This window comes from Lacihabitans soyangensis, assembly GCF_024343775.1.
In the GTDB taxonomy this organism is placed as follows: Bacteria; Bacteroidota; Bacteroidia; order Cytophagales; family Spirosomataceae; genus Leadbetterella; species Leadbetterella soyangensis.
The window spans coordinates 14902-40671 of record NZ_RJUF01000007.1 but is presented as its reverse complement, the minus strand read 5'-3'; the positions used below and the strand labels follow the sequence as shown (position 1 = coordinate 40671).

The 25770-nt window shown below is 38.3% G+C and carries 20 protein-coding genes; 10 read left to right on the top strand and 10 right to left on the bottom strand.

From position 1 onward, the window contains the following. Positions 1–7: 7 nt before the first annotated feature. Positions 8–1519, bottom strand: a complete 1512-nt coding sequence (locus EGI31_RS04475) for a gluconokinase (protein WP_255035964.1) — start codon at positions 1517–1519, stop codon at positions 8–10. Positions 1520–1531: 12 nt separating this feature from the next. Next, complete coding sequence (locus tag EGI31_RS04470) at positions 1532–2407, bottom strand: AraC family transcriptional regulator (RefSeq protein WP_255035963.1); 876 nt, start codon at positions 2405–2407, stop codon at positions 1532–1534. Between the two features lie 192 nt (positions 2408–2599). On the opposite strand from EGI31_RS04470, the gene EGI31_RS04465 reads away from it, so the two are divergent. The 7 genes from EGI31_RS04465 (at position 2600) to EGI31_RS04435 (ending at position 13258) form a co-directional block, all read left to right on the top strand. Then, positions 2600–5764 (top strand): SusC/RagA family TonB-linked outer membrane protein, encoded by a 3165-nt coding sequence (locus EGI31_RS04465; protein ID WP_255035962.1) that lies wholly within the window; start codon positions 2600–2602, stop codon positions 5762–5764. A 39-nt stretch (positions 5765–5803) separates the two neighbouring features. Then, positions 5804–7333 (top strand): SusD/RagB family nutrient-binding outer membrane lipoprotein, encoded by a 1530-nt coding sequence (locus tag EGI31_RS04460; protein ID WP_255035961.1) that lies wholly within the window; start codon positions 5804–5806, stop codon positions 7331–7333. Between the two features lie 85 nt (positions 7334–7418). Continuing rightward, on the top strand, positions 7419–8348 hold the full coding sequence (locus tag EGI31_RS04455; RefSeq protein WP_255035960.1) for an RraA family protein: 930 nt from the start codon (positions 7419–7421) through the stop codon (positions 8346–8348). A 51-nt stretch (positions 8349–8399) separates the two neighbouring features. Beyond that, positions 8400–9899, top strand: coding sequence for a mandelate racemase/muconate lactonizing enzyme family protein (locus EGI31_RS04450; protein ID WP_255035959.1), 1500 nt, complete (start codon positions 8400–8402; stop codon positions 9897–9899). 65 nt (positions 9900–9964) lie between these two features. Further along, positions 9965–10888, top strand: coding sequence for a bile acid:sodium symporter family protein (locus tag EGI31_RS04445; protein WP_255035958.1), 924 nt, complete (start codon positions 9965–9967; stop codon positions 10886–10888). Between the two features lie 97 nt (positions 10889–10985). Further along, positions 10986–11930: an RraA family protein gene (locus EGI31_RS04440; protein ID WP_255035957.1), complete on the top strand. Its 945-nt coding sequence runs from the start codon at positions 10986–10988 to the stop codon at positions 11928–11930. 53 nt (positions 11931–11983) lie between these two features. Next, positions 11984–13258 carry a mandelate racemase/muconate lactonizing enzyme family protein gene (locus EGI31_RS04435; protein WP_255035956.1) on the top strand — a complete coding sequence of 425 codons (1275 nt, stop codon included), beginning with the start codon at positions 11984–11986 and terminating at the stop codon, positions 13256–13258. Positions 13259–13433: 175 nt separating this feature from the next. Here the strand turns inward: EGI31_RS04435 and EGI31_RS04430 are convergent, their stop codons facing one another. From EGI31_RS04430 to nudK, 6 genes are all read right to left on the bottom strand, one after another. Continuing rightward, positions 13434–16754 (bottom strand): DEAD/DEAH box helicase, encoded by a 3321-nt coding sequence (locus EGI31_RS04430; protein ID WP_255035955.1) that lies wholly within the window; start codon positions 16752–16754, stop codon positions 13434–13436. 264 nt (positions 16755–17018) lie between these two features. After that, positions 17019–17408: a GxxExxY protein gene (locus tag EGI31_RS04425; protein WP_255035954.1), complete on the bottom strand. Its 390-nt coding sequence runs from the start codon at positions 17406–17408 to the stop codon at positions 17019–17021. A 102-nt stretch (positions 17409–17510) separates the two neighbouring features. Next, positions 17511–18080, bottom strand: a complete 570-nt coding sequence (locus tag EGI31_RS04420) for a phosphoglycerate mutase family protein (RefSeq protein WP_255035953.1) — start codon at positions 18078–18080, stop codon at positions 17511–17513. Then, complete coding sequence (locus tag EGI31_RS04415; protein WP_255035952.1) at positions 18058–18987, bottom strand: hydroxypyruvate isomerase family protein; 930 nt, start codon at positions 18985–18987, stop codon at positions 18058–18060. The genes EGI31_RS04420 and EGI31_RS04415 overlap by 23 nt, the downstream gene beginning before the upstream one ends. A 162-nt stretch (positions 18988–19149) precedes the next feature. After that, entirely contained in the window at positions 19150–19518 is a 369-nt protein-coding gene (locus EGI31_RS04410; protein ID WP_255035951.1) for a Rid family detoxifying hydrolase, read from the bottom strand. Between the two features lie 269 nt (positions 19519–19787). Then, entirely contained in the window at positions 19788–20354 is a 567-nt protein-coding gene (nudK, locus tag EGI31_RS04405) for a GDP-mannose pyrophosphatase NudK (RefSeq protein ID WP_255035950.1), read from the bottom strand. A 53-nt stretch (positions 20355–20407) separates the two neighbouring features. Between nudK and EGI31_RS04400 the strand changes: the two genes are divergently transcribed. From EGI31_RS04400 to EGI31_RS04390, 3 genes are all read left to right on the top strand, one after another. Beyond that, positions 20408–21157: a DeoR/GlpR family DNA-binding transcription regulator gene (locus tag EGI31_RS04400; RefSeq protein WP_255035949.1), complete on the top strand. Its 750-nt coding sequence runs from the start codon at positions 20408–20410 to the stop codon at positions 21155–21157. A gap of 421 nt (positions 21158–21578) precedes the next feature. Continuing rightward, complete coding sequence (locus EGI31_RS04395; RefSeq protein WP_255035948.1) at positions 21579–22532, top strand: alpha/beta fold hydrolase; 954 nt, start codon at positions 21579–21581, stop codon at positions 22530–22532. Positions 22533–22811: 279 nt separating this feature from the next. Next, positions 22812–23384, top strand: coding sequence for a DUF2911 domain-containing protein (locus EGI31_RS04390; RefSeq protein WP_255035947.1), 573 nt, complete (start codon positions 22812–22814; stop codon positions 23382–23384). A gap of 75 nt (positions 23385–23459) precedes the next feature. Here the strand turns inward: EGI31_RS04390 and EGI31_RS04385 are convergent, their stop codons facing one another. Further along, complete coding sequence (locus EGI31_RS04385; RefSeq protein ID WP_255035946.1) at positions 23460–24377, bottom strand: sugar phosphate isomerase/epimerase family protein; 918 nt, start codon at positions 24375–24377, stop codon at positions 23460–23462. Between the two features lie 28 nt (positions 24378–24405). Next, a complete protein-coding gene (locus tag EGI31_RS04380; protein ID WP_255035945.1) occupies positions 24406–25728 on the bottom strand; it encodes a M24 family metallopeptidase in 1323 nt (440 codons plus the stop codon). Positions 25729–25770: the final 42 nt, after the last annotated feature.

Sequence of the window (25770 nt, the reverse complement as noted above, 5' to 3'; positions counted from 1 at the left end):
GTCCAAATTATTGCAGTTTTTCTATGAGCTCAAATTCTTCTGACAGTTTTTGGGTTAGTCTCTGAAATATATCAAACAGTTTTTGATAGGTATCGTTGTTCTCCACTACTGGCTCAAAGACATTTTTCGTTGTGATGCTTTTTGCTGCCTCTTCTAAGTTTTTGAATACTCCTTCGTCTATCATTGCCAGCAAGGCTGCCCCTTTGTTCACGTTTTCGGCCTCGTCAGAAACGATTACTTGTTTGCCAAATACATCAGCAATTATTCCAGCACAAATCGGTAAGGAAGCATATTTTCCTGTCAAGTACAGTTTGTCAATTTTCCTGTACTTTTCCAAAATTTTTCCAATGCTATAAATCTCAAAAATAATACCCTCAATGGTAGCACGCAAAAAATGCTTCGGTTGATGTTTGATGTTTATTCCAAAATAACTTCCTCGGGCATTTGAGTTCCAGATTGGTGCTCTTTCTCCCAATAAGTAGGGCAAAAATAGCAAACCATTGGATCCTGATTTTACCAAGGTGGCTTCCTTGAACAAGTCTTCAACGGCATCTTCAAAGTCCACAATAATGGGGTGGTTACGGAAATTACTTGCAAACCATTCTAAAACTACGCCGGCATTGTTGGTAGGTCCACCCGAAATATAGGTTTCCTCGTCCAACACATAATTGAAAAACCTATTTTCCTTGTCTTTTATTATTTTCTTACCAGCTACTCTCACCGCACCTGTATGACTTATAGATATGGTCGCTTGCCCTTCTCCAAATACCCCAGAGCCCAATGTTGCGAGGCACCCATCCGTGCTTCCTATAATTATTTTTGTGTTTTTGGGCAGTTGAAGTGATTTGGCCAGTCCCGGTTTAAGTTTCAGGTCTGCGTTGAAAACAGATACATAGTCCGAGAACTGTGATGTTTTTAGTTCCGAAATATCTAGTGAATCTTGCTCCCATTTTTTTTCTTTGATGTTGAAAAGGCCAGTTGCCGAAGCCATGCTGTAATCTATAACGTACTGATTAGTAAATTGATAGATGATATATTCTTTTATGGAAATAAACTTACTTGTCTTTTTGAATCGCTCTGGCTGGGTTGTTTTTAGCCACGCTATTTTGGCAAGTGGCGACATGGCATGAATAGGTGTGCCTGTTTTCTCATAAATCTTCACGCCATTTTCAGATTTTTTAATCATATCTGCCTCTTTTTTTGCTCTGTTATCTGCCCAAATTATAGCATTTCCTAGTGGATTTCCTTGACTATCGATTGGTAAAACACTGTGCATGGCGGCACTGAATACGATGGAGATTACCCGATGGTTTTTTTCTAATATTTGTTCACGAATAAGATCTTTCAATACAAAAAGAACCGTTATGAACACCTGTTCGGGATCTTGTTCGCTATAATCAGGCTGTGGGTATAGTATGGAGAATGATCCCTTTCTGAAAGCAACTAGCTTGCCTTCAAGATTATAAGCAGCAATCTTAACAGCCGATGTATTTAGGTCTATGGTTATGATGCAATCCATTTTTTTTCGTAATTATTTATTTTTCCTAAAATGCCCTGGAGTATATCCTGTCAGTTTTTTAAAAGTCGTTGAAAAATGCTGTGAGGAATAAAATCCAGTATCCAAGGCGATATCGGTTAGGCTTTTGTCTGAGTTTTTCATTAGTCTTATTGCTTCTGAAATTCGTAAATTTATAAGATAATTGAGAGGTGGAAAACCAGAGAAAGCTTTCACTTTTTCGGTAAAAGTGGTTGTTCCTAGTCCAATGATGGCTGCCATTTCTTCTACTGTCCAAGGGTGTGCGAGGTTTTCTCTGAGCATTTGGTCGAGCCTATGAAAGGTCTGCGGGAATATTCTTCCCTGATTTTCATTTTTACTCATTTGTCTTGCTGTCCAAATCCAAATGTCATCCAAAAGGTTGTTAATTTTGGTTTTGTAACCCACCTCGTTTGCAAACATCTCACTTTCCACCTTTGAAGCCAATTCTCCAAAAAGTTTAAAATTAGGTATAATAGATTGGTCTTTTTGAGATAGTATTTGACTTATCAATCGCTGCTCTGATTCTGTAATATTGCTCCAATCGCCCAATCGAAGCTCCGATTGATCTTGAAAATCTACCTCTAATCTGAGAGAGAAAAAAGTCCCAACTTCAAAACTTCCAGTAAGACTTCCAAATAATTGCCCCGGGAAAATTACCACCAGATCGTTTGGGAATACCGTAAAGGTTTGATTTTCTATGGTCCAATAATACTTACCATCGAGCACATACATGAACCTAACACCTCGGTTTTCTTCCATAACAAAAGAGTCTGCTTTGACGGATTGAATCTTCATTTTCGAAAACTCCATGATGTGCGGCCAAGGAGATATTTCTTGCGATTTACCTTTTATTAAAGAGAAGTAATTCATGTATAGCCACTACGTATTTATTAACCCTCGGGTGTTTTGTGTAAAAATAGTACAAAATAATACATTTATTATTATAATAATCACCGTTGAAGAGTTTTGGAAGTTTAAGTTGAAAGTTTGGGTGACATTTGCTTTCGGTAAAAAGCAGAGACTTTTTTAACTTGTCTTTATTCAATTAAATTAACCTTTTTTATGAAAAAAAAACTACACTTTATTTTGCTTATGGCATTTGGGACACTCATGTCCTCGATGGCTATAGCCCAAAAAATTTCTGGTAAAGTCACGGGAGGCAAAGACGGCTCCACACTTCCGGGGGTTTCTGTACAAGTTAAAGGCACCAATATGGGTACCTCTACCAATGCAGACGGTAGCTATTCTGTCAACGCTAATTCTGGGGCTACTTTGGTTTTTAGTTACATTGGTTTCACTACCAAGGAAGTAAAAGTAGGCAACCAAACCATCGTTGATGTAAGCTTAGATGAGGACGTTTCGAGCCTTGAAGAAGTGGTGGTAACTGCCTTAGGAATTAAAAAAGACGCCAAGAAGCTTGGTTATGCTACAACTACAGTAAACGCGGCAGCTATTACTGAAAACCGCTCTCCGAATTTTATGAATACGCTCCAAGGTAAAATTGCGGGTGTAAACATTTCAGGATTAGGAACTGGTCCTGCCGGAACATCGAAAATTCGTATCCGTGGTCAATCGTCTATTTCAGGTCAAAATAACCCTTTAATAGTAGTAAATGGTGTACCTATTGATAACACCAACTTTGGAACTAACCCAGGGAATGCCGCAGCTGATAACTCAATCGGTGTTCGTGGAGGTGGAAATACATCAGACGGTGGTGACGGACTTTCGTCTATCAATCCTGACGATATCGAAAGCATGACAGTACTGAAAGGTGCAACTGCTGCTGCACTTTATGGCTCAAGAGCCAAAGATGGTGTTATTATGATTACGACCAAAAGTCGCGGGGCTGGGAAAGGAGTAGGTGTAACCTACAACATGAACTATACCAATGAAACTCCATTGGATTTTACAGACTATCAATATGAATACGGTCAAGGTGAAAACGGTGTTCGTCCTCAATCTCCAAACCCTACGTCTGGTCAGTGGTCTTTCGGAGAGAAATTCGCTCCTGGTATGACCCAAATATTGTTTGATGGTGTTTCAGTACCGTATGTACCACAATATGACAGAATCAGGAAATTCTTTAGAAACGGTCAGAACTTAACTAATACCGTGAGCTTATCTACAGGTGGAGACAAAGGCGGCATGAACCTTTCATTCTCTAATATGGACAGCAAAGGTATAGTACCCAATAACAGTTTCAACCGTAAAACTATCAACCTAGGCTATAGTTATGATTTGTCTAAAAAATTGAGTTTTGCTGGAAATATCAATTATTCTAACGAATACAACAAAAACCCGCCAAATATTGCCAATCAAGACAACTCCATTCCGACTTCAATTTATAACATGGCCAATTCCATGCCTTTTGATTTGTTGAATGAAAAGAAATACAATGCTGCCGGTAATGAATTTATATATTCAAGATTTCAAAACAGAACAAATCCATATTGGGTTTTGGCTGAGCAATTTCAAAACATAAGAAGAGACAGAGTTTTTGGTAATATTTCTGCCAAATACAATTTACTGCCTTGGTTGTTTGTTCAAGGTCGTGTGGGTCAAGACTATTGGTCAAGAGACCAAGATTTCAATAACTTCCCTACGGGACATGCCTCTTTAGCAGCAGCTCCTGCTGGTTTTGTAAACGGAACTTACACACAAGAATCTCGCAGGTTTAGAGAAACCAACGTGGATGTGTTGTTGTCAGGAAATCGTACTTTCGGTGATTTCGGCCTTGACTTTAACGTGGGAGGTAATCAAATGTACCGTAGGTCAGATCTAAATTCAGTATTGGTGCAGGATTTTGTAGTTAGAGGACTTTATACAGTAATGAATGGTAGGGTTAAAGATCCAATCTATGGCCTTTCAGAAAGAGCAGTAAACTCGGTTTATGGAGCAAGTGAGTTTTCATATAAAAATTTCTTGTATTTAAATATAACAGCCAGAAACGACTGGTTCTCAACATTGTCTAAAGAAAACAGAAGCATTCTTTATCCATCGGTTTCAGGAAGTTTTGTGTTCTCACAAGCATTTGAAAATATGCCTAGCTGGTTGAACTTTGGTAAGTTAAGAGCAGCTTATGCCCAAGTGGGTAGTGATACAGACGTTGGTCCATATGCCAATAACCTATTTTACGGAATAAACGCCAATCTATTTCCAAATCCAGCAGGACAGCCTCAACCGGTTGGTGGGTCTTCTGGTACCGTAGTGCCTAACTCAAATCTTAGACCAATGAGAACAACCGAATCAGAGATTGGTCTTGAACTCAAAACACTAAACAATAGAGTTTCTCTTGATATGGCCGTTTATCGTAAAATTACTGATGATCAGATAGTTTCTGCTCAAATTTCTGATGCATCTGGTTTTGTTACAACTTTAATAAACAGTGGTAGTAGTAGAAATAATGGTTTGGAGGCATTGTTGACTTTGGTTCCGGTAAAAACCAAGGATTTTCAGTGGGAAGTAAACCTCAATGGTTCTTATAACATAACCAAAGTTTTGAGTTTGGCTACAAATAAGGAAGGTGAGAGAATCACTGTTGGAACTCACGTGTTTAACGGTGAACTTCGCCAAGTGGTAGGCCAAGAAATGGGTCAAATCTATGGATTTGGTTTTAGAAGAAATGACAAGGGGCAGATGATTCTTGGAGCCAATGGTATTCCACTTCGTACAACCGATTTGATTTCGTTTGGTTCAGCACTACCAAAATGGGTAGGTGGAATTAACAACAGTTTTAATTACAAAGGCTTCAGTTTGTCAGCATTGATAGATTTCAAATTGGGCAACACGATGTTGTCTGGAACAAACTTCAACGCTGTGCGTCATGGTTTGCACAAAATGACTCTTGAAGGCCGCTCAACTAATGGAATTACGGCAGTTGGTGTTAATCTTAACGGCGAAACCAACACCGTAAAAGCTAATGTTCAAGATTACTGGTCAGTGGTACGTTCTCAAGCACTTATTGAGCCGGTTATTTTCAATGGTGGCTATTGGAAATTGCGTCAAATCACCGCAGGATATGATATTTCGAAATTCATTCCAAAAAATACTCTTATTCAAGGAGCTAAATTGAGCTTTGTGGCAAACAATGTATTGATGCTTAAAAAATGGGTGGATAATATTGATCCTGAGTCATTTGGATATTCTTCGGATAACCTGGTGGGTATGGAGTCTACAGGTCTTCCAACTACTCGTAGTTTAGGTTTCAACTTAAATGTTAAATTCTAAACCCAAACTGATTTTTTATAAATTACAATGAAAATGATAATGAGAAATATAATTAAAAATAAATGGACGCTGGCATTAGCTATTGGTATTCTAGGCCTCAGCTCATGCGATAAAGGTTTTGATGAAATGAACATCAATAAAACCGCAGCTACTTCTATTAACCCAGTTTTTACATTAAATAATGCCACGCTTAATATGTCCTTTCCAGCCGGAACGGTCATCTATGAAGTGGGTATAGTTCAGCAAATGGTTTCTCCAAACTCAGGTGTATTGACAGGAGCAAACTTTAACCAAGATAGCCGTGACAATACCCAGGTTAACTGGCAGAGATACTACAGAAACGTGATAAGAAATACGCAAGATGTTATAATGAGCACGAAAGATCAAGCCACGCGTAGTAATCTGTACAATATGGCTAGAATCCTTCAATCCTATGCATTTATGATCTTGTCAGATACCTATGGAGATATACCTTATGCACAGGCAGGTAAAGGCTACTCAGATCAGATAGTTCAACCAAAATATGAGTCTCAGCAAGCTGTTTACGTAGGAATTATCAAAGAGTTAACCGAGGCATCTGCTGCTTTAGATGCAGCTAAGACGGTCGAAACAGCCGATGTGCTTTATGGCGGAGATATAGCCAAATGGAAGAAATTCGGGAATTCACTTCTGCTAAGAGCTGGTATGAGATTAAGCAAAATAGACCCAACTCAGGCCGCTCAGGTGGTAGCCAAGGCAGTAAGTGGCGGTTTAATTACTTCCAATGCCGACAATGCCGTTATCAGACATGATGCCAACTATACCAACGGTGTGGGAGTTATGTTGAACTCTACAGAGGCAGCGAACATTTATCTTGCTGCTCCATTTGCTAACTATCTAAAAAATACGAAAGATCCGCGTTTGAAATCTATAGCAGTTCGTTATGTCGGGGCTAAGTCTGGTCCAGAAATGGTTGCTGCAAGAGCTAACACCGACCCAGCTGTGCAGATAGGAATGCCTTTTGGATATGACAATAGTACTATCTCGGGTCCAGTAAAAGACCTAAGTTTAGCTAGTTTTTATGACTTCTCACAAGTAGATAGAGCAAGAATGGTGAAAACAACCGCTCCTATGTTTTTGGTTACTTATGCCCAAACTCAGCTTTTGTTGGCTGAAGCCGCACAAAGAGGTTGGACTACAGGATCAATTGAAACCTACTTTAAAAATGGTGTGAAAGCTCACATGGAGCAATTGGCTGCCTACGATGCCAATTCAGCCGTTGCACCAGCAGCCATTGACGAATATTTCGTAGCCAATCCGTTTGACTCTACAAAGGCATTGGAACAAATTAATACCCAGTATTGGGTGGCTTCGTTCTTAAACGGGCCGGAGACATTTGCTAATTTCAGAAGGAGTGGTTTCCCTGTGTTAACATCGAATCCTTTCCCAGGAAAAGTTATCAAAGGAAACTTTATCAATAGGTTGACTTACCCAAATTCTGAAATTTCGGTTAATAGTGTAAATGTTAAAGAGGCGATAAGCCGCCAAGGTGCCGATGACCTCGACACCAAGGTATGGTGGGACAAATAATACCCACAGACCATAATCTCTTTGGTATTTTACCAAAGAGATTTTTTTTTGACCTAATCTTTATTCAACCATTTAATTAATTGCTATGAAATTGCTTTTCAAAATTTGTTTTTGGAGTATTTTTCTTTCCTCCTTATCTGTATTTGGTCAAAATATCCAATGGGCCAAAGATCAAATGTTAATTTTTACTTCTCAATGGAAAGGTGAACGTTTCCCCGACGGCCGTCCAAAAGTTTCAGATGATTTGGTAAAACGCCTCGCTAATATTTCTATTGAAGAAGCCTGGGGAACCATGAAAAACGAAGGCTACAACAATCAGTTTGAAGGAGGTTGGCAAATTATACATCCCGATAAAGTACTTGCTGGTAGGGTTTTAACCACTCAGTATATGCCTTCAAGACCAGATTTGGACAATCCTATAAAAGAAAAAGGCAAAGCTGAAGGCAGACTAGGATCGCCAAACTCTTGGCCGATAGATTTATTGCAATATGGCGACGTTTACGTGGCTGACGGTTATGGCAAAATAGTGGACGGAACGCTCATTGGTGACAACCTTGGAAATTCCATTTATGCAAAATCCAAAACTGGAGTTGTATTTGATGGGGCCATTCGTGACCTTGAAGGCCTAGAAAATATTGATGGATTTGTGGGTTTTATCCGTGGTGCTGACCCGTCATACATTAAAGAAATGATCATGACCTGTATCAATTGCCCGATCAGAATTGGCCGTGTTTCTGTATTTCCGGGAGACTTGGTTTTAGGTAAAAGAGAGGGTGTGATTTTCATACCCGCTCATTTAGCAGAAAAAGTAATCATCAATTCAGAGTTTATAGCCCTTAGAGATAAATTTGGAATACAAAGACTTAAGGAAGGAAAATACACCCCGGGCCAGATTGACCAAGCATGGACGCGAGAAATTAAAGATGATTTTTTAAAATGGATAAATGAAAATCCAAAACTGTTACCCATGACGAGGGCTGAGCTTGATAAATTCATGAAGGACCGAAATTGGTAAAATCGACTAATTAAAAAAGACATTATTCAACCGAAAAATACAATTACGAGCATGAAAAAGAATTTTTTAGATAGGTTTAAATTAAATGGAGAGCTGCCTTTAGGCCCTAAAGGAATCCAAACAGAGAATTTTTCGAAGGAAGACTCTCTAAACAAGGGTGACAATAGGCGTGATTTTTTGAAAAAATCGGCACTGGGTGGTCTTTCGTTAGGTATGATATTCGATGGCAATCCGGCTAAAGAAGTGGAGTTTCTTACCCAGAAAGTTAGTCGCTCTAGCAATCCTTCCGACCTTAAAATAACTGATGTCAGAATAGCCGTAGTTACCAAAGCTCCAATGACCTGCCCACTTATCAGGATAGACACCAACCAGGGGATTTCGGGATACGGTGAAATTCGTGATGGAGCAAGTGCAAAATACGGTTTGTTCCTCAAAAGTAGATTGCTAGGTAAAAACCCTTGTACTCCTGAGATGATTTTTAAGGAAATAAAGCAATTTGGAAATCATGGAAGAGCAGCCGGAGGTGTTTGTGGAGTTGAAATGGCCCTCATGGATTTGGCAGGAAAGGCTTTCGGAGTTCCAGCCTACCAAATGTTGGGTGGTAAATACCGCGACCACATCCGTATCTATGGCGACACGCCAACTTTACCAGATCCGATAGCTTTTGCTCAAAAAATGAACGAAAGAAAAAAACTGGGTCTGACTTTCTTGAAGATGGATTTCGGGGTTGAAATGCTTAAAAATCACCCAGGAACCGTAGTCGGTGGTCAGAACATCGACTACACCAGACAATGGGGAACTGCGGGGCCGCAAAAAGGCAATGCCCGAGGATATTCAATGACCAAACACCCTTTTTCTGGTATTCAAATTACGGACAAGGGCATTGAAATAATGGCCAATTTTGTAGAGGAAACACGTAAAGTAGTAGGATATGAAATACCACTTGCAGCTGACCACTTTGGGCATTTCGGTGTAAATACGGCCATCAGATTGGGGAAAGCCTTGGAAAAGTATCAATTAGCCTGGCTGGAAGACATGATTCCTTGGTTTTACACTGATCAATGGAAACAAATTACCGATGCTTTGGATACACCAACTTTGACAGGGGAAGACATATTTCTGAAAGAGGAGTTTATCAAACTCATTGATAACAAAGCCATTGATATGATTCAGCCAGATTTGGCGAGTTCGGGTGGATTAATAGAAACCAAAAAAATTGGTGATTATGCCGAGGAGCGTGGCATTCCGATGGCGATGCACTTTGCCGGCACGCCGGTTTGCTTTATGGCAAACATCCACTGTGCAGCCGCCACTGAAAACTTTGTGGCTTTGGAGCATCATAGTTTTGATGTGCCTTGGTGGGAAGATATGGTGACGGGCATAGACAAACCAATTTACAAAGACGGATTTGTGAAAGTACCCGACACCCCAGGTCTTGGGATAGACCTTAACGAAAAAGTAGTGAAAGAACATCTTGCCACTGGAGAGTTATACTTTGCACCTACCAATGAGTGGGATAAAGTGGATAGTTGGGACCGAACATGGAGCTGATTTTTTCAAAAACGGCAAATTATTTGTAGTTTGCCGTTTAAATATTCTAATATAAACCTCCTTAAATGAAAAAATACATTTATCCTTTTTCAATAATTCTTATTGTAATTGTTGCGTACAATTTCCCTGATTATTTTGTGGAGTATAATGGAGTAAAGTTTAACAAATTCATTATTCCTATTCTGCAAGTAATCATGCTTGGTATGGGCTCTACCATCACTGAGGAAGATTTTATGGCGATTGTAAAAACTCCAAAATTAGTGGTAATTGGGCTTGTAGCTCAGTTTATGATTATGCCATTATTGGGTTTTGGACTTACAAAAGTATTTGATTTTCCTGTCGAGATAGCCGCTGGATTGGTACTGATAGGTTGTAGTCCGAGTGGATTAGCCTCTAATGTAATGGCTATGTTAGCCAAAGCCAATTTGGCTCTTTCTATTTGTATAACCACCATGGCAACGCTTTTAGCTCCCATTCTCACACCGCTTTTGATGAAAACCTTGGGAGGAGAACTCATAGAAATCAAATTTCTGAGTATGGTTTGGGATATGACCAAGATTGTAATTCTACCCGTAGTCCTTGGGGTTTTAGCCAATAGATTCTTTCCGGTTTTGATGGCCAAAATCAAGAACATCTTACCTTGTTTTTCTATGGTCGGAATAGGCTTTATTATTATTATAGTGACGGCCAGCGGTCAAAAATCACTCGAAACAGTAGGCGGGCTGTTATTATTGGCGGTATTTATTCATAATGTAGGAGGTTATTTGCTGGGCTATTTTTCAGCCAAATTATTGAAACTGAAGGAAAAGGACGCAAGGGCCATCGCTTTGGAAGTAGGTATGCAAAATGGAGGCCTTGCTTCTGCTCTTGCCAACGAGTTGGGAAAACTTGCGACTGTTGGATTGGCCTCAGCCATTTTTGGACCAATGATGAATATATCTGGCTCACTACTAGCCAGTTGGTGGGGTACTAAAAAAAATAATGATTAACAAAAACGATTAAAAACTATTGCCAATTCATAAGTGACCAAAGAGTAATAAATATTTCTTTGTGTCCTTCAGTCTTAGCGGTAAAATCAAAAACATAATGAAAAACAAAATTTTGCTTTTAACGATATTGACTTTTGTGTCTTTTGTGGGTTTTTCTCAACAGATTTCAAAAGAATATATGCTTCACCTAACCCGCGAATGGAAGGGTGAACGTTTTCCCGATGGCCGTCCAAAAGTATCAGATGCACTTTTACAGCGACTAAAAAAATCAACGCTTGAGGAGGTTTGGGCAGTTTTGCGAAATAAGAATTACAAACACCAATATGAAGGCAATTGGCAAACCATCAACCCTGACTCCGTTCTAGTTGGGCGTGCTGTTACGGCTACATTTACACCAGGTCGACCAGATTTGCAAACGGCTATAGACGACAAAGGCCATGAGAAAGACGGAAGGGTGAAGTCGCAAAACGCTTGGCCAATCGATCTTTTGGTAAAAGGAGATGTTTATGTGGTGGACCAATTTGATGCTTACGAAGATGGACCAACCATTGGCGACAATTTGGGGAATTCTATTTATGCAAAAACAGGAAATGGAATTGTCTATAACGGAGCAGTGAGGGATATCAACGGACTAAAAGAGATTGGTGGCTTCACTTCATTTTTTAAATCTTATCATCCAAGTCATCACCTCAATAATGCTGCCACAGCATTGAATACCACATTGGTGGGAATCAATCAACCTACGCGTATTGGCGATGCCACCGTAATGGCCGGTGACGTGGTTTTTGGAAGGGATGGAGGCGTACTTTTTATTCCACCACATCTTGTAGAAGAATGTGTAAAAGTGTCTGAAATAGTGCGACTTAGAGACATGTTTGGACATCAAAGACTTCGTGAACAAAAATATACTCCAGGTCAAATAGACACCAGATGGTCAGATGAAATCGAGAGAGATTTTTCGAAATGGCTGAACGATAATAAGTCAAAATTACCAGTGCCGATGGAGCAAATTCAAGAATTGTTAAAGGGAAGAACTTGGTAATTAGTTTTTCCTAATAGCACCAAATTATTTATTCAACCAAAAAAAATATTAAAATGTCATCTAGAAGAAATTTCCTTTCTAAAGCAGCTTTAACTTCTGCTTTAGCAGCCACTCCATTGTTGAATTTTGGCCATGAATATGAGGTTGCGGTGGACAAAGCACCCAAAAGTTCGGCTCCCTCGGACCTGAAAATCACCGATATCAAATGTGGATATATCAGAAATGGCCATAGCCTTTTTGTGAAAATCTATACCAATCAAGACATAGTGGGTCACGGTGAAGGAGTAGATGCTACACCTGGTACTTACCATTTGGTGAAAATGTTCGGGGAAAGAATCAAGGGCAAAAGCCCACTGAATGTTCACCGTCTATTTGAGGATATACGTAAGTCAGGTTTCTTTGAAGGTGCTCAGTCTGGTATGTACGTGGCTGTGCTAACGGCTGTTGAAACTGCTCTATGGGACATTGCTGGCAAAGCCTTGGGGGTTCCCGTTTACCAACTTTTAGGTGGTAAATTTAGGGATACCATCCGATTGTACATGGACACAGCTTTGTATCAGAACAGGTTACCTAGGCCCTCAGATTTTGCCGAATCTGCATTGGAAGCTGTAAAAATGGGTTTTAATGCCGTAAAGTTTGACCTTGATCAAGCCAATGACCCCAATAAATACGACAAATACAACTGGACCGCGAGTCCAGCTGAATTACAACGTATGTACGATCAGATGGCGGCCGCACGTGCAGCGGTGGGTCCAAATGTAGACATTTGTGCCGACATGCATGGCCGTTATGATGCCATAACTGGTGAGAAAATTGCAAAAATGCTTGAGCCGCTAAATCTTATGTGGCTAGAGGAACCCATTCCAGCCGAAAATGCGGATGCCTATAAAAAAATTACCAGTTCGACCTCTACACCAATTTGTGCTGGGGAGAATCATTATTTGGCCTACGGATTTAGGCCTTTGCTGGAATCTGGTGCTGTGGATATTATCATGCCTGATTTACAGAAGGCAGGTGGAATTGGCGAAGGACAAAGAATTGCCAATTTGGCCAATTTGTATTACGTGCCGTTTGCTCCCCACATGGTGGCTTCGTATTTAGGTGCAATGGCCTCTGCTCATGTGTGTGCGTCAGTGCCAAACTTCATGATTTTGGAATGGCAGATATATTTTCACAAAGACCCGATGTTCAAGGAAATCGTAAATTATGATCCTTCAATGATAAAAAATGGCCAAATAACCCTATCCGAAAAACCAGGTATTGGGGTTGAAATCAACCAAGAAGCCATGCGTAAATATGCCACACCAAATGTTCCATTTTTTGAATAGTAAGAAAGGTTAATTGTCAAAATCCCTCGGATTTCTGAGGGATTTTATCCCTTTTTTTGACAAAGTATATTTTCTAGTTTTAATAGTAAATACTACATTTTTTAGATTTTTACTTAAGTTGGCTTAGTTATATTTATTTCTAAAGTCAGAGAGTGTTTACATAAGGTCATTTTTTTTACCTCCCCAAAATCTCCAACAATTCCTTGCGGTTAAAAGCTTTAAATATATCTGCCTCAGTGTTGACCAATTTACCAGCAAGGTCTTTTTTGGTGGATTGTAGTTTTAGCATTTTTTCTTCTATAGTGTTGGGGCAAATAAGCCTTACGGCTATCACTTTGTTTTTCTGGCCAATACGGTAAACCCTGTCAATGGCTTGATTTTCTACGGCAGGATTCCACCATGGATCTACCAAATAAACATAGTCGGCCTCGGTGAGATTTAGTCCAACACCACCCGCTTTTAGGCTTATCAGAAAAACTCTAACATCAGGATTTTCTTGAAAGTTTTTGACTTTTTCAGCTCTATTTTTGGTTTGACCCGTCAGATATTCAAAGTTAATGTTTCGTGCAACCAAAGATTTTTTTATCAAATCCAACATGCCGACAAACTGCGAAAAAATCAGGATTTTGTGTTCACCTATTTGACCTTCAATCTGTTCTAGAAGCACATCTATCTTTGAAGACACTTCGTTTGGATATTCGTCATCGGGTAGGAGTGAGGGTGAATCACAAATTTGGCGGAGTTTGGTTAAGCCTGTCAAAACATGCATCGGGCTAATTTCCTCCTCGGTTTTATGCTGCAAATAATCTCTCAATTCGGCCTCATGGGTATCGTAAATAGCCCTCTGGTCCAAGGCCATTTCGCAGTAAATCAACATTTCTGTTTTTGAAGGCAATTCTTCAATCACCTGTTTTTTAGTTCTCCGGAGAATAAAAGGACTGATTTTCTTGCGTAACTCTTCCGCTCTACGGCTTTCTTTGAATTTATCAATGGGTTCAGCATAAATGTCTTTAAAATAGCTTTTGCTGCCCAACAAATTTGGACAAGCGAAGGATAACTGCCCGTACAAATCATAGGTATTGTTTTCAATAGGCGTACCCGTTAAAACTATTTTATTTCTCGAAACCAACATTCTAGCTGCTCGGTATCGTTGAGATTCTGGATTTTTGATAGCTTGAGATTCATCAAGAATTATATAATTGAAAGTGATATTTTTCAGGAAATGCAAATCGGAAAGTAGAGTGCCATAAGTGGTCAAAACTACATCAAAACCTTGTATTTCTTCTTTTGAATTCAATTTGGTGTTGCCATAATGTGAGGCAATTTTTAAACTTGGAGCAAATCGACTAAACTCATCCAACCAATTGAACATCAACGAAGTTGGAACGATTATCAAACTTTGTTGCTCTGGAAGTTTTTGTTTTTGAATCAAAAGAAATGCGATGATTTGTATCGTTTTTCCTAAACCCATGTCATCTGCTAGACAAGCTCCAAAATTAAAGCCGTCAAGGAAATTCAACCAATTGAGTCCATGCTTCTGGTAATCTCGTAAAGTGGCATTTAATTCACCTGGAACTTCCACCTCTTCGATTGTATCAAAATGCTCAAATTTGGATTTTAGATAACTTATTTCTGCCCAAGCTTCCTTGCTTAAAACTTCCGTTTCGTATAAATCCGGAATATCCAGAAACCTTGATTTCGGCGTTCGAATCAAAGCCCCCTCCAGCTTACCAGCTTTGAAATAATTATTGAATTTCTTAATCCATTCTTCTGGAATCAAGCCCAAAGTGCCGTCGTCTAATTCTACAAATTTGGATTTGTTTCTGAGAGACTTATGCAATACTTTTAGTGGGACATCTTTTTTGCCGAATTTAAGTTTTACTTTGGTGTCAAACCAATCAATCCCAGAAGCCACACTGATTTCTACTGAGGCTTTGTATGGACTTAACTTGTTATTTGTCAAAGAATTAAATCCTAGAACTTTTACATTGTTTTCTCTCAGTATTTCAAAGAAATCTAGAAACCAATTGTCGTCCAGAAACTTTTGTTTGTGCAAATAGAAATAATTTCCGTCGGCCAATTGTCCTGAAAACTCAGGATGTAATCTTGAAATCATTGAAGTAAAATTCAATTCCGCTGTATCATCACGCTCCACCGAAAAGTGGTTTCCATTGGGGTCAACATCTATTAATTGTTTTTTAGAATGTACTGCCACTTCCAATTGACCGTATTTCATTACTGGAGTAATGTTCACAAAATTCTTTTGGTCAGTCAAATAAATAAGTTTCTCTATTTCGTAACTACTTTCCCATTCTACAGATTTCTCCTCTTTTTTCTTTTTAATAAAGGCATACGCAATACTCACCTTATCAGACATAGCATCGAGAATTTCCTTTCGGAAAAGCTCAAATTTCGAAGGATAAATGAGCATAATAGCTCGTTTTTCTGCGAAATACTTAATGACGGGCAACATTTCAACATCTGAAATAAAAACCAATCTATCCCCAGTTTGAAAGAAACAATTGAATCTGATTTTTAGATCTTGCAAAGCATAAATATGCTCATTTATAGTTACGCTTGTGGTTACTTCATAAAACGGCTCCTTCAAATTTACATTAATATTGAGCCCAACAGATGCATTTTCGAGTTTAACAGAAATCAAATTGTTTGCCGATATTGTATCGTTTTCAGAAAGATAAAAATTAAGAGAAAGTGGGTTTTTAACGATAGAATCAATCGCCTGATTATCATTCCATTCCGAGTTTTTCTGCACTTTGGCTAGTGCTGTAAAAAAACGAATCATTTCGGGTTTTTCATGATTCCAAACTTCATTTAGCGGGTCTAATTGGCTAAAAGGAGCTTTAATTTTGCCATTTTTTGCTAAAGTGGCATCGTAAAGTTCGAGCGAATAGGTTTCCTGAAATTTGTTTCTTCTAAAAACTATAATTTGCTGCTTCGTTTCCCCCTTTTCAGATTCACTTGGTTCTACATTTTTTGCAAATAATTTACTTTTAAAAAAAGAAGTAGATTTTTCATCCACCGGAATCAGCTCGGGATTTAAGGGAACTACATAAGTCTGTCTATCAGCATATTTGAGCCCAAAATATTTTTCCAAATCCTCTTCTTCGGCCATGCCGTAGGCTTCAGCAGCTTTTTTTATTTTTTCTAGACGAAGGTTTTTGTCAAAAAATGCCTTAAAGTCTGGCTTAGAAATGAGCGTTTGTAAAACCAAAGTTTGGTGTTCACAAAGTGTGTTTTTAACCGCACCACATCCACAAGTTAGTACTAAATCAGCTTCGATCTGGCTTACCGCCACATCAGGCAAGTTTTTACTTTGGCTATTTAAAGCAAAAAGAGCGTTGTCAATTTCGATATTTAAAGGCTGAACTTCAACATTTTTAAGCCCCGAACTTATCTCAACACCATAGCGAAAAGTGTCAGCGTAGGTTAGCGTAGCTACTTGGTGGTTTTTCAGGATGTATGTTTGAGGGTGCATTTTGTCAGAATTAGTTCCGAAAGCTATTGGAATTTGGGATTAAAGGATTTTATGATTTTATAGAATTGAGTACTTTCTTATTTTCTATTTAATTAATAACTAATCCTTTAATCTTATGAATCCTATTCAGATATTTTCATTTCAATTGTCAGAATTAGGATTTGTTGGATTAGAGGATTATAAGATTTTATAACATTGAGTACTTTCTTATTCTTTCTTTACAAATAACTAATCCTGAAATCTTAAGAATCCTAATCAGGGCATTTATTCCTTCTTATTCTCCGGGTGATTTACATTGTAAACTCTTTTAAAATCTAAGCTTTTAGCTCCAAAATTTATCAATAATCCAATTGGTAAATTATACGCTTGGCAATAATTCATTGCTTGAGCTAGATGTACGGCATCCAGTTGGATTATTGCCTTAATTTCCACCATTATGCATCCTTCAACAAAGAAATCTACCCTTCTGGTACCAATATCATGACCATCATAATAGATATTCATCGACATTTCTCTTTGAAAAATTAAACCTTGTTTTGTCATTTCTATGTCTAAAGCTCTTTGGTAAATCACTTCCTGAAAACCATTTCCAAGTTCACTATGAACAGCCATAGCACACCCTATAATCTTATGAGTTATCTCTTTGTGTTTCATTAAAAAAAATATAAATCTGAATAAAAAATGAACCTTTCCAATACTTGACAAGGCTAATCTTAAAATCTTGTAATCCTAAAAATCCTAATTCAGACAATGAACTCAGTATTGTTGCACCTTCGCCTTCGGCTTTCCAAGCTTCCCCCGTTTTACCAAATACAAATTAGAATATTCGCTATCTTCAAGGTCTTTTTTGAGAAATTCTTTCTCGGATAATCCGTTGATAATGTGTCGTATAGTGTTACTATGACCAACTATCAAAGTATTTTGCTTTGATTTTTTCAAGGTTTCTATCAAAGCCGATTGGTTTTTTGGCTCGTAAATTTCGATTTCAATCTTTCTGGCATTTGCCAAGGGCTTTGCGGTAGTGGTGGTTCGTACAGTTTTCGTGGAGTATACTCTTTCTATTCCCTTGTTTTCTAGTATCTTTTTCAATCTCTCAGCCCTTTGACTTCCAGCTTCTGTTAATACTGGGTTTTCCTTTGGCGAAGTAGATTTTTCGGCATGTCGTACAATATAAAAACTTGTGGTACAGGAACTTAATGCCCATGCCGACAACAAAAAAGCAAATAAATAGAAACTCCCTCTCCATGTGGAGTGGAACGGCACCCCGGGGGTTGGGGCGTCCGTCGACACGGTGAGGCTCTTCTTAGAAATTATCAGATTGTACATAGGCTTTTATGAGTTTTTGTTCACCTTCTTTGCCGGGGAACATGTTGCCGTGTTCCATACCCATTATAAACTCTTGCTTGTTGGCTTTGGCTTTGTCATGGATATGTTTAAAAAGGAAATTATAGTTGATTTCACCAGTAGTCGGTTCTTTTCTACCTGGTTCGTCGCCGATTTGGAAATAGGCAATTTCGTCCCAAACCAAATCCATGTTTCGGGTCATTTCGCCTTCGTTGCGTTGCATGTGCCACATATCAAATAGTATCTTGCAAGAAGGACTGTTAACTGCTTTACATATCAAATAACTCTGGTCAGAATTCTGTAAAAATAAGTCTGGCGTATCGCTCAATGGCTCCATCACCATCACCAAGCCGTGTGGCTCAAAGATGTCACAAGCTCTGCGATAGGCGTCTATCACATTGGCTGTTTGAATACCCATAGGAAGTTTTCTTTCAAAAAAACCAGGAACTACGGTCATGTATTTGGCATTGCAACGTTTGGCTGTTTCTACGGATTCGCGACAAGTTTTTAAGAAGTTTTCTAAAAATTCAGGTTTTCCTGATGCCAAGGAAGTTTTCCAGTTTTCGCCGCCATCCACCACAAAAACACCCATTTTCATTCCTAGTTTATTGAGTGTTTCGCCTATTTTCTTTTGCGTTTCAATAGGTCTTTTCAGCATTCCGTTGTCTTCCAAAGCCATAAATCCATTGTCGGCCATGAATTGTAATTGGTCGAACAAATCGTCTCCAGCTGAGTGCTTGAACATGCCAAAGTGTGGGGCATATAATAGCTTAAAATTGTTCTTTTCAGCTTTTGTTTTCTCGGCAAAAACTTGGTTTCCTAAGCCTCCAAGACCGACCAATGATGCGGCACCGATGCTTTTTTTGATAAACGCTCTTCTGTTATTCATTATTTAAAGGTTGATTATTAGATAGATGTAAAATTTCTTAAAATATTTTAGACGAAAATTATATTTTTTCTTGAATTTGTTATAGTTTTGTCGTGCTATTTAACCTTAATAAACGATCAATCTTGACCTTAAACATAGCCTCCTGAGCAATCGGGAGGTTTTTTATTTCACGGCGATTACTGATATTTCTACGTTTACGTCTTTTGGCAATTTCGCAACTTGCACTGTTTCTCTTGCTGGCGGGTTTTCAGGATAGAAACTCCCATAAACTTCGTTTACAATGCCAAAATCGTCCATTTTCTTAAGAAAAATGCTGGATTTCACAACGTTGGTATAATCCATTCCTGCTTCAGCAAGTATGTGTCCTAGATTTTCCATGATTCTCTGAGTTTCGGCCTTGATGTCGCCCAAAGGAGCCAAATCTAAGGCAATTTGTCCCGAAACATAAAGTGTATTGCCAGCCAAAACGGCTTGTGAGTAAGGTCCAATAGCCGCTGGTGCTTTCTCTGTAAATATTATTTTTTTGCTCATCGATATTTTATGAATAAAAGTAAAAATACGAGCAAATTCTGGGTTTGGAAATAATATGTACGTTTTTTAGAAACAGAACTGCCAAGAGGTTAAAAAAGCCTATTTTAGAGTTTTACTTTTTCTCATTTTTGGTTTCAGTAAATCGTTTTCACAATTGATTAACTATTTTCTTATTAAGTCATTATTGAACTGATGAATTTGGTATTCTCGACCTTACATAAATTATTCCATCATTCTTTCATTCATTAACACATTAGCACATTACCGAATCAAACCAAGCCTTCAATAAAAGCATATTGCAAAAGCATAATTGTTTTGGCGTCTTTAATTTCTCCAGTTTTTATCATTTTCATGGCTTCCTGAAAATCTAATTCTAACACCTCAATATTTTCGTTATCCACCCCGCCGCCATCATTTACTTGTAAATCTTTGGAGTATTCAGCCACAAAAAAGTAGAGAATTTCGGTAACCGAGCCAGGTGACATATATACCTCAAAAACCTTTTTTACCTCGCTGATTTTGAAGCCCGTCTCTTCTTCGGTTTCTCTTTTTATGCAATCCTCGGGGTTGTCGGCATCCAAAAGTCCAGCACAAGCCTCTATCAACATGCCGTCAGGATTACCATTTAAGTAGGTCGGCATTCTAAATTGTCGGGTGAGAATCACGGTTTTTTGTTCTGAATTGTACAAAAGAATTACTGCTCCATTGCCCCTGTCGTAGGCCTCTCTGCTTTGTGTGACCCATTCTCCAGATTTCATTTGGTGGTCAAAAGTTACTTTTCGGAGCGTGTACCAATTGTCAGAAAGCACCTCTGTTTTGATATTTTTTATATTCATTTTGATAGATATTGATTATTTATGATTATTTTTGAACAAATGTAAGGATAGAAATGAATTTTCAACTTCGAAAACATAAAATTTTAGAAATATTGGCGGCCAATGATTCTGCAGATGTGGCAGATTTGGCAAGTGAAATTGGCACATCGGAGATTACGATTCGACGCGATTTGAATACACTTGCCAATCAGGGCTTGCTCACGCGAACACACGGAGGGGCTATTCGAAATGATTTTGATAAACCCAAAATTGCGTTTTTTGATAAAAACGATGTAAATGCAGATGCCAAAGAAGAAATCGCACAGAAAGCCTCCGAACTTATAAAAGCTGGTGAAGTCATATTCTTGGATTGTGGAAGCACGGTTTTTAGAATGTGTAAGTATTTGAAAAATAGAAAGATAAAGGTAGTTACGAATTCCATTCCTGTTTTGCTTGAATTACTCAATAGCGAGGTTCAAGTTAACTTTGCTGGTGGCGAAATAGATGCACTTCGGCAAGCGGCTCATGGGCCAATTGCAACCGAACACCTTGCTAGGTATAAAGCTGAAAAGGCTTTTGTTGGTGTTGATGGTATTTCGATAGCCAATGGACTTAGTGCAAACTCAGAAAAAGAGGCAGAAATGACTATGACAATGGCTAATAATGCCAAAGAAACCTACTTTTTGTGTGATTCTTCGAAATTTGAAACTGTGAAATATTTGTCCTTTTCAAAAATAAGTAGTGTAAAGAATATTGTAACAGATAAAAAAATAAGTATTGAAGTAAAACAGAAATACATTGATGTAGGAATTTCACTATTTTAGAAAATAGTACAGCATTCCCTTCGTTGAATCTCCAATTCACACACCTATGTATCATGAAAAAAATACTATTCACTTCAATTTTGGTTGCGTTTAGATTTATTTGTTTGTAAGACCTCAAAGCCTACAAACTCAAAAATCTTGGGAAAATAATAAAGGGAAGTTGGTTTTAGGCCAATACTAAAAATATGTTTGGGCTTAATTTTCATAAATTAGTCTTTAAAATTGAAGTAGATTTAAAAAGTTTGTTTTAGTTTAGTGGTTTTTATTAAATATACTTAAATTATTGAATGTTAACGTTTTAATTAATTGTCTTACTGACTAAGTTAATCTAGAAATGAAACATTCATGACTAAGATTTCAGACATATAGGGAAATGATTATTTCTTAGCGTCTTGGCGTCTTAGCTGTAAATAATAAACATATGAAATTCATAAAAATACTTCTACTCATACTTCTCGTTCCCTTTTTTGCATTGATTATCATTTTTTGGAGAAATGATCTTTCATTAGACTATCTGAAATCCAAGTACGCCAACGAGGAATCTGAATTTATGCCTATCAATGGAATTCAAGTACATTTCAGAGACCAAGGTTTACCGACAGACTCTTTGCCTTTGGTATTAATCCACGGCACCGCTGCCAGTCTTCATACTTGGGAGCCTTGGGTGGCTGAACTAAAAGCGACGAAACGAATTATCACTTTCGATTTGCCAGCTAATGGACTTACTGGGCCAAATGCCAACCATGATTATTCTCAAAAAGCCTATGTTGACTTCCTGGATAGTTTACTGATAAAACTAAAAATAAACAGGTGTATTTTGGGTGGAAATTCGCTAGGTGGTTCGGTGAGCTGGAACTATGCCATTGAACATCCAGAGAAAATAAAAAAGCTGATTTTAATAGATGCAGGTGGTTATCCGTTAAATTCTACCTCTGTTCCTATTGCATTTAAATTAGCCAAAGTTCCAATTTTGAACAATTTACTTGAAAAAATAACACCAAGGTCAATGGTGGAATCGAGTGTGAAGAATGTGTATTTCGACCCCACGAAAGTTTCTAACGTGCTTATAGATAGATATTACGAACTTACGTTAAGAGAAGGAAATCGGAAAGCATTCAAAGAGCGATTGGCATCTTCAAAAAATACCGCCAGCAAAAACAACACAAGTCAAATAATAAAAACCATCAAAGTACCTACTTTGGTTTTATGGGGCGACCAGGACCAGCTTATTCCCATAGCATCAGCCTATAAATTTCATGAAGATTTACCAAATGACACTTTAGTGATTTTGAAAAACCTTGGACATGTGCCCATGGAAGAAGACCCAAAAGCAAGTATAATTGCGGTAAAAGAATTTATTGAAAAGATTTATTGAGATAAGGAGTTTGCATTCAAAAAAACAATTAGAAGGATCTATTAATTAGCCCCATCGGGGCGATATTTTGGTAAGAACAGAAGAAATAAAATTATAAAAGCCCCAAAGGAACGACATTACTTTTTTTTGGATTCAAAAATAGATTTAAGGTTAATATAATATGTCCTGAAATTTGAATTCACTGTTATTGAGATCTATCGTTCAAAAAATAACCAATTTGTCATCTAGAAAACAAAGCATTCTAAACAAAATGATGATATTTGTGAAAAAACTAAAATCATGAGAAAAAAGTTATTTACCCTGTTTGTTTTATTAATCTTTACTCTCACAAGCCAAGCTCAAAAATTCAGAGGCCTTGACAAAAGCCCGATGGATATGGCATATTATCCCGATAATTTTGCTCACGACATAAAATTTGCCCCAGAAAAGGTGGGTAAAGAAGCATTTGTAAGAGTTACTTATTCTCGTCCTGCCAAAAAAGACCGTGAAGTTTTTGGAGGCAAGCTAGTTCCTTATGACAAAGTTTGGCGTTTTGGAGCGAATGAGGCCACCGAAATCAAGTTTTTTAAAGATGTAAAAATAGATGGCAAAAAAGTCAAAGCTGGCGTTTACAGCCTTTTTGCAATTCCAACCGCTGACGAATGGACCATTATTTTAAACTCAGAAACTGACATCTGGGGAGACTACGACTACAAAGAAGCCAAAGATGTGGTGAGGTTCAAAGTTAAAACAAGAACTTTGGCTGAAAGGCTAGAAAATCTTTCGATTGTATTTACCAAAAGCGAAACTAAAGGAGCCGATATGCACATTGGTTGGGACAAAACAGGTGTTACGATTCCAATCGAATTCTAGAAGTTTGCCACGAATTCACGAATTTTATACGGGTTAATTAAGTCAGTAAATTCATGAATTCGTGGCAATTAATTTTTATATATACTTCCTCAACATTTCCACACTTTTTCTAACCCCAGTTTCAGCGGCTTCGTTTCCTTCAAATTCGATGGAAATATAGCCTTGGTAATTGACCTTGTTGAGAATTTTCACTATTCTTTCATAATCCAAATCCAGACTATACCATACTCCTCCGCCGTAATAAGTTTTGGCTTGTACGAAACAGGTATCTTTGGCTATTATCTCCAGTTTATCATAAGGATCTTCCAAGAAATTGCCCGTATCCATCAACAATTGTAACCAGGGTGAATTGATGGCTTTATGGATTCTGAGCATTCCTTGTGGTGTAGCGGCAAGTCCCCAATGGTTTTCTAGAGCCAACAAAACGCCCAATTCTTCAGCTTTTTTTACACATTGGGCCACGCCATCGATACACCAACCAAAGGCGTCATCTTCGGTGTAGCCAGCTATGGCCGGTTCTATTCCGCGAGCCTTCATGAAATCGTCAAATGACTTTATAGTGTTCCACCTGCCTGTGTTGAGACGTAAACAGGGAATGCCCATTTTGGCAGCTAATTCTATGCAATGAAGTGTGTGGTCGATGTGCTTTTTCCGTTCAGCATCATCAGGATAAACAAAACCTTGATGAATAGATAAGCAAGTAAGTGCTATTCCATTTTCGAAAGCATGGCGTTTTAGTTTTTGGATATAAGCATTGTCTTCGCCTTCCATTTGTCGGTGCAATACGTCAATGCCATCTAGACCCATTCGGGCGGCGTCGTCAATTACTTTTTCTATGGGAAATTTATCGCCCTTAAAATGCCAATACGAATAACTTGACACGCTGAGCTTTATTCGTGGCTTTAAATTGGTATCGGCTTGAATATTAGGCTTTGGTAAGACTATCGCTGCCGAGCCAAGTCCTGCATTTTTTAAAAAATCTCTTCTTTCCATGGGTTGAATATCTTTAGGTATAAATTAATTATCTCGGAATCATATAAATCTCTTTTTGTCGGCCATCAATATATCTGAAATTCCCTTTTTCGTCAAAAAAACCATCTTCTTCTAACATTATTCTTACAGTCTTTTTCCATTCAGGTATTTGTACTGCTGCATTAAGTTCGATAGAATACGCAGTGTTCGGATTCAGCGGGTAATCTCCTGGTCCGATGGTTTTCCCTTGGTTATCCCACATGCCTATGGTTGGCCCAGCTGCATGCCCATGATTACCAATAGGGTGGGTGTAAATCGTTCCGTTTATTCCCTCTTTTTTGGATTGAGACAAAGCGTCAGCCAATATTTCATTTCCAGTTTTTCCAGCTTTGAAGTTCTCTGTTAAACATTCTTGTAATCTATTGCCTTGGGCAAAGGCCTTCACCAAGTATTCAGGAATTTTGGTTTCTCCAGGTTTCAAAATATAGGCATGTTGTTGCTGATCTGTGTTTAAGCGGAGATATGTTATTCCAAAGTCACAATGCAGTAAATCACCTGGCATAATGACTTGCTTTTCAGGTCTTTTGGAGAAAGTTCGTAGGTGGTCAAAGTTCTCAGGGTCATATCTTTGAACATCTACAGTCGGGTGAAACCATGTTTCTAAACCCAAGTCGGTCACTTTTTGACGCATCCACCAAACTACATCGTCGGTGGTGGTTACTCCTGGTTGTATCACTTTATCCGAAAATGCCTCGGCTATTATTTCATGTGAAATTTTACAAATTTGTTGGTAAATCACCATTTCTCTTTCCGTGCGGGTTTCCAGCCAATTTACTGCCAAATCAGAGGCAGAAACTATCTTTGGGTGAAATTCTGCTGGTAATTTTTTAAGAAATTCTGAATGTTCTGTAAAGGTTAATCCGTCGGCATGTGCATAATATTTCGAGAAATTTAGGCCTATTTTCTTCGGATTACGCTCTTTTATAAGTTTTACCAAGGCATCCCATTGGTCGGGGTTGGTGTTGAGGTCCCATTCGCCTTTTAATAAATTCCCGACGTCATACCTGGCTATGGCCAAACGCTCAACTCCATCTTTTTCACCTTTGTCAGTGAAAACCATAATGGTTCTACGACGTGCCGAAAGCCAAACCGATGGCAGCATGGTTTTCATGACAGGGTCTTCGTTGTATTCTCGACCAATAATTACCCACATGTCGATATTTGCTTTTCTCATCAATTTTGGCAAAAGATTGGTCATTCTGTCTTCCAGAATTTCGTCAACTACTGCGGCTCTTTCTTTTTCTGAAAGGATTTTTTGAGAAAATGAAGGAATGAAAACAAAAGAAAATAAGACAAATAGAATTCGTTTCATAGTTAGTTTGAAGGTTTCAACAATTTTAAGGTTTTTTTCTTG